Below are 6,198 nucleotides of genomic sequence, written 5' to 3'. Positions count from 1 at the left end.
CGGCGTCGAGGAAGGCGGGCCCGGTGGGATACCGCTCCCAGCTCCCGGGCTCCGGCGCCCCCGGCGGGGGCAGCGGCGCGGGCGACGGCTCGGCCTCGATCCGGGCGTGCCGGGGCGGTACGGCCAGCTGCAGCACGTCGGCGAGCGAGCCGGCGTACCGGTCGGCGACGGCCCGGCAGAGCTCGTAGAGCGCAGGGCTGAGCACCGGCTCCGGAGAGAGGACCTGGGCGATCGCGGCGAGCGGCCCCTGGTAGTCGGACTCGGCCACCCGGTCGACGATGTACCCGTCGAGGAGCCCGCCGCCCTCGCGGCGGCCCCCGCGCACATTGCGCGTCCCGGCCCCGAAGCGCACCCGGACCCGCACCCCGGGCCGGGCGTCCGCGTCGAGCTCCTCGGGCACGGCGTAGTCCCACAGCCGGTCCAGGTGGACGGGCCCCTTGTCCACGAGCACCCGCGCGACGGGCAGCGTCTTGGCCAGGGGGGCGTTCCGCCATGTGCGCGGCTTGGCCTTGGGCGCCTTCGCCTTGGCCTCGCGCACGCTCTCCCGTATGAGCGCGAGCTGCTCCCCGTGCTCCGGAGGCTTGCCCTGGGACCGCCCGTTCTCGCTGCTCACAGCCACAGTCCTACCAGACGCCACTGACAACGGAGCCCTCAGCGCGAACCCACCGGCGCCCGGTCCCCGCCGACAGGGATACCGGCCGCACACCGCCCGAGAAGCCGATGGGTAGAGGAAACGGGAAACCCCTCATCTCGCCTTGTTCCGCCGGGGCCCGCTGCCGCACGCTGATGCGCGGCGCAGCAAGGCTTCCCGGTCGGACGGTCACCGGAGGTCGATGGTGCTGGAGCGGTCGCGCGCGTTCGGGCTGGAGCTACGCAGACGCCGTTTGGAAGCGAACCTGTCCCTGGCAGAGCTGGGCAGGTTGGTGCACTACAGCAAGGGCCAGCTGAGCAAGGTGGAACGGGGACTCAAATCCCCGAGCCCGGCACTGGCCCGGCTCTGCGACGCACAGCTCGGAGCAGGAGGCAGCCTCGCGGGGATGGTGCCGGAACGGGCGCCCGCACCCGGGCTGCTGCCGTCCACCCACGACAGTGAGGTATGGCTGATGCACTTGAACAAGGACGGAGCGGGTTCCTTCCAGCCTCTGGGCCGCCGGCAGGTGATCGCCGCGGGTGCCGTTTCGGCCCTGTCCCTGGGTCTGGGGGGCGGGGTGAGCGTTTCCGTCGACACCGGGGCGGCGAACCTGATCGACGCGCACCAGTCGATGTTCCACCAGTTCCGGCGGCTCGGTCAGGCGACAGGCCCCGGCGCGGTGCTCCCCTCCCTGATAGCTCAGACGCACAGCCTCGAGCAGCTCGCCGCGGGTTCGGGTGCAGGCAGCCGGCGAGCGCTGCTCGTGCTCGCCTCCCGGTATGCGGAATACACAGGCTGGATGGCGCAGGAGTCGGGGAACGACGAGGCGGCCCTCTGGTGGACCGACCGCGCCGCCGAGTACGCGGCGGCCGGACACGACAGAGGCCTCACCGTGTACGCCCTGGTACGACGCGCTCTGATCAGCCTCTTCCGCGGGGACGTGGGCCAAGCCGTGGAACTGGCCGGGCATGCCCTCGGCAGCGACGTCTCCCCGCGCGTGCGGGGCCTAGCGGCGCAGCACCTGGCGCAGAGCCACGCGGTGGGCGGGGACTACACCGCCTGCATGCGTGCCCTGGACCGGGCACGTGACCTCCTTGCGCTCGCTTCGGAGGATCCGGTGGCCGTAATCGGCACCTCCCAGTTGACCGACGTAGTGTCGATGTTCACCGGCTGGTGCCTCTACGAGCTCGGTCGGCCGCAACAGGCCGCAGAGACACTCGACCGGGAGACTGCCGGCATCCCCGCACATGCCCTGCGTACGCGTGCCCGCTACGGCGTTCGCCGGGCGCTCGCACACGCCGCCGCCGGGGAGATCGACCACGCCTGTGAAGTGGTCAGTGAACTCCTCCCCTCCGTCGGCACCGTGCACTCCGCGACGATCGTCACCGATCTGCACCGCCTGAGCCGCGTCCTGGGCCGCCATCCCCGCAACCCTTCGGTCCGTGCGCTCGGCCCGGCTCTCGCCGGTGCGCTGGGCACGGCCGCCTCCTGACGACCAACGAGAGAGGGCACCGCACCGTGCACGAAATCTTCATCAATTACCGCACCGGCTCGGGTGGCAAGGAGACCTCCTACCTTTTCGACGACCACCTGTCGCGCCGCTTCGGCGACGACAGCGTCTTCCGGGCGGGTAAATCCATCCCACCGGGCACGGATTACGTCGACGCCCTGGTCAACGGAGTGCGGCGCAGCAGCGTGCTCCTCGCGCTCATCGGGCCCGACTGGCTCGACGAGCCTGACCGGAAGAGGCCGGGACGCAGAGCTCTGGCCAACAGAGCCGACTGGGTGCGCCGGGAGATCGAGGAGGCCTTCGCCTGCGGGGTGCTCGTCGTCCCTGTGCTGCTGGGCCGGAAAACGGAGCAGCTGGACCGGTCGCGCTTACCGGAATCACTGGCCAGGCTGGCCACATGTCAGTACGAGAGGTACTCGCAGCGCAACGCCACGACCGATATAGCCAGGATCGGCGACCGGATCGCCAAACAGGTTCCCCGGCTGGCGGCGCTGGACCAGCAGGCGGCCCCGGCCCCGGCCGCACGGACGCGCGTCCAGCCGGATCCGGAGGAGCATGTCAGCGCCCGGCACGGCTCCATCGGCACGTTCGTCAACGACGCCCACGCCCCGTTTCACACCGGATTTGGGACCCAGGTCAACGGGACTCAGGTCAACGGGGACGGAACCAATTACCACGCCGGGGACAACCGAGGCGGGGTCCGGCAAAACTTCGGGCCGCGGGGTAAGGGCGAGAAGCGATGACCCACGGCTTCGGCACCTTCGTGACCGACTCCCACGGGCCCATGCACAGCGGGGACGGGACTCAGTTCAATTTCTACCTCCGAGAGGCCGCCTCACGCCTTCGCGCACCGGGCCGGAGCCCCCGGGCCTTCGCCCCGGACGATCTCGGACGTCTCTACCCGAGCTTCGTGGAACCGCCCGGGTTCGATCAGGCACGTGAAGTCCTGCGCAGGCACAGGACCGTCCTGCTGAGCGGCCGGACCGGCAGCGGTCGACACACGGCGGCACTAATGCTGCTGCACGAGGCGGGCACGGAAACGAACGGATTCCACGAACTCCCCGACACCCGGGACGACGTCGACCAGGCCGCCCTGGACACGAGCTCCATCGGCGACCGCAGCCGCCTGGTCCTGAACCTGTCGAACAGCGACCCGGATCAGTACATCGCGGTGCAGCAGGAGCTTTCCGGCTTCCGTGCGGAGCTGTTGCGGCATGACGCCCTGCTCGTGATCGTGCTTCCCCTGCATCTCGCCTACCTCCAGCAGGACGGTCTGGAACACCTCACCGCTGAGCTGGATCGTCCGGACGGGAGCGAGGTGCTGATGCGGCACCTCCAGCTCGCAGACATCCGTCCGGACCACGGTGATCTCGCCTCGCCACGGCTGGCGTCCTACTTGGCCTCAGCGTCCATGGGCGAGCTCTCCCGGCTCGCCGACCGCATCCGCCGTGCTCGGGACTCCGGCCCTCCCCGCAGCGGTTTCGCGCAGTGGTGCACGGAGGCGCTGGACACCCTGGCAGACCGCAGGTCCGAGGTGGCAGCCTTCGTCGCCTCGCTGGGCAGGGGGCGCCAGCGCGCGCTGGCGCTGGCACTGGCCATGTTCCACGCGTCCTCACCCGACGTGGTCTTCCACGCCACCACGAAGCTGCTGACGGTCGTGGGCCATCCGGAGGATGAACAGCCCCGGCTGGAGCACATGGACCTCACGACCGAGCTCGCCTCCATCAAGGCTGCAACCGGGCCGGACGGCCTGGTCCGGTTCCGTACCCCGGCCTACGCTCCCGCTCTCCGCACCCATTTCTGGACCTACCTCCCCGACCTGCGTCCCGGATTCCGTGAGTGGGTGGGACGGTGTGTTCAAGAGCTCGTACTGGGCGCGGAGGGGCGCACCGACCTGGTCCTCCGCTTCGCGGCGGAGACTCTGCGCACAGATCAGCCGGAGGGTCTGTGGGAGCTGGCGGAACAGTGGTCACGACGGGACGCGTCCGGCCGTTTTCTGCCGGACGCCGTTCTGGCCCTCGCCGAAGGGCTGCGCCATGACCGGCACGGTCGCGCCTTCCGCAAGTGGATCTATGACAAGGCACGCACTCCCGATCTCTCCCGAGGGCTCAGGCGGGTACTCATCCTCATGTGCTCCGAAACCATGGTCAAGAGCCACCCGGAGCAGGCTGTGGTACGGCTCCACCACTTGGCGCGGCAAAAGGCGGAAGGGCCTGGGAGCCCGGCCTCTCAGGCCCTGATCGAGCTGGCTGAGAGGAACGACCGCCTGGTGCCCTTCCTCCTGGACCGCCTGGCCCCCGGCCGGTGGCTCGTCGACGGAGCGATCTTCTACGAGGTCGCCGCCCTCGCCGCCCGCCGCCGCCCGCTCTGCCTCGTCGTTCCGGTGCGCGCCGGACTCACCGCGGGCTGGGCCGCTGTGCTCCGGCACTGCCCCGACGAACAGTGGGGGCCGCACGTGCAGCGTTGGTTGTGCGTCGCGAACGGTGCCGACACGCATGCGGACCTGCTGCTCGACATCCTGGTGGACGCCGGATCCCGGAGCCCCGGCGCGTTCGGCCGGCTGCACGTCATCAGCCGCGACTGGTCACACGCTTCCTCCGAGGAACGAGCACACCGCCGCACGCTCTTCCGTGCCCTCTCGCTGAAGTTCGATGCTGCTCAGGGCATCGGGACCCCCGCCGCCCGCGCGTGACATCCGATCCGGGAGATCTTCCATGAGTTCCGGCCACAAGACCATGACGTTCTTTGTGACCCTCATCGGCGCGCTCGTCCTCACGATCGCGGGTCTGAGCCTCGACTGGCCTCTGTGGGTTTGGGCGGTGCTCGGCACCATCCTCGTGACCGGCGCCGTGCTGACTGGGCGGGCCGCCCACGGGCACCGGGGACCGATACCGCGAGAGCTGATGCTGGAGCCGGACTCGCCCCTACCCCATGTGGAGAGATGGGAACGGGTGGTGTCCGACGTCGCCCTGCCCAGCGCGCTGGACGACTACGATTTCCTCTTCTCCGCAACGATCCGCTGGTGCCCGGCGGACACGTCGTCCGACGCTCCGTACATCAACCCCGGCGCAATCGCCGTTGAAGCGATCCTGGAGCGTGCTCAGCAGATCACCATCCTGCAACCACCGCACCGGAGCTCACTGGCCCAGCACCAGCTGAACGGAGCGCTGGGCACGATGCTCCCCGCCCACGGAGGCCGGGTCAAAGCCATGGCCGAAGGGGTGGCGCTGAGGCTCACGGACGCGGACCTGGAGCGCCTCGACAAGCTCGCCACTGTACGCAAGGACGAGGACGTCTGGGAACACGAGCGCAATTGGGAGCGGAACAAGCGGGCGTACCTGAGCAAGGACGTGTTCAAGGACACGGGCAGCGCCGTGGTGTGGTGGATGGCGAAGAACGACGACGAGGTGGAGAGGACGGTGAGCCTCATAGGGCCGCTCGCCCAACTGACCTCAGCCGCCAACAACGAGGAGGTTCCTGAGCCCTTCCGGCACCTGATCACACCTTCGGTGAACGCGCAGACGTCGGTGTTCGAAGATATCGTCTCCGATGAGGACGCCGAGGAGGGGAGGGAGGTGTCCCGGTTGCTGACAGCCATGATGGACCACGTGGGGATGGACGAAGGGGAACGCGCCCTCTTCGCCAGACGAGTGGCGGACGCACTGGCCGCGCCCGGCCCGGAGCACGACGACGGCAGTACCGCCGTCGCGGCCGACGCGGCCGAGGCGATCCGGCGCCACTTCGACGCCCCGCAGCCCCCGGACGAGTCCGAGGTGGATGACGAGGACGGGATCTGACAGAACAGCGGCCCGGACCCCGAGAAGGGTGTCCGGGCCGCTGTCGCGTCCTGAGGGCCGGGGTTACAGACCGACGGCCTTCTTCAGGGCCTCCACGCGGTCGGTGCGCTCCCACGTGAAGTCCGGGAGTTCACGGCCGAAGTGGCCGTACGCGGCGGTCTGCGCGTAGATCGGGCGCAGCAGGTCCAGGTCGCGGATGATCGCGGCCGGGCGGAGGTCGAAGACCTCGGCGATCGCGTTCTCGATCTTGTCCGTGTCGA

At 69.7% G+C, this 6,198-nt stretch carries 5 protein-coding genes and 1 pseudogene; 4 read left to right on the top strand and 2 right to left on the bottom strand.

The window, feature by feature from the left end; all coding sequences use genetic code 11:
• Positions 1 to 613, bottom strand: a pseudogene (locus V7793_RS31560) (primosome assembly protein PriA); the annotation flags it as partial.
• 220 nt (positions 614 to 833) lie between these two features.
• Here V7793_RS31560 and V7793_RS31555 point away from each other — a divergent pair.
• The 4 genes from V7793_RS31555 to V7793_RS31540 are packed head-to-tail and all read left to right on the top strand — an operon-like array spanning position 834 to position 5,938.
• The gene (locus V7793_RS31555; protein WP_336013052.1) at positions 834 to 2,123 is read left to right on the top strand and encodes a helix-turn-helix domain-containing protein; all 1,290 of its coding nucleotides are present in this window, start codon (positions 834 to 836) and stop codon (positions 2,121 to 2,123) included.
• Positions 2,124 to 2,149: 26 nt separating this feature from the next.
• The gene (locus tag V7793_RS31550) at positions 2,150 to 2,884 is read left to right on the top strand and encodes a toll/interleukin-1 receptor domain-containing protein (RefSeq protein ID WP_336013050.1); all 735 of its coding nucleotides are present in this window, start codon (positions 2,150 to 2,152) and stop codon (positions 2,882 to 2,884) included.
• Positions 2,881 to 4,833, top strand: coding sequence for an ABC transporter substrate-binding protein (locus tag V7793_RS31545; protein ID WP_336013048.1), 1,953 nt, complete (start codon positions 2,881 to 2,883; stop codon positions 4,831 to 4,833). Before V7793_RS31550 ends, V7793_RS31545 begins: the two co-directional genes overlap by 4 nt.
• A gap of 22 nt (positions 4,834 to 4,855) precedes the next feature.
• The gene (locus tag V7793_RS31540; RefSeq protein ID WP_336013046.1) at positions 4,856 to 5,938 is read left to right on the top strand and encodes a hypothetical protein; all 1,083 of its coding nucleotides are present in this window, start codon (positions 4,856 to 4,858) and stop codon (positions 5,936 to 5,938) included.
• Between the two features lie 63 nt (positions 5,939 to 6,001).
• Here V7793_RS31540 and V7793_RS31535 read toward each other — a convergent pair.
• Positions 6,002 to 6,198, bottom strand: a 197-nt coding sequence (locus V7793_RS31535) for a methionine adenosyltransferase domain-containing protein (protein WP_336013044.1), incomplete at its 5' end; no start/stop codon positions are given.

Source organism: Streptomyces sp. KLMMK, assembly GCF_036961605.1.
Classification (GTDB): Bacteria; Actinomycetota; Actinomycetes; order Streptomycetales; family Streptomycetaceae; genus Streptomyces; species Streptomyces telluris.
The sequence above is the reverse complement of the archived record's forward strand: the minus strand, read 5'-3'. Positions and strand labels throughout refer to the sequence as shown.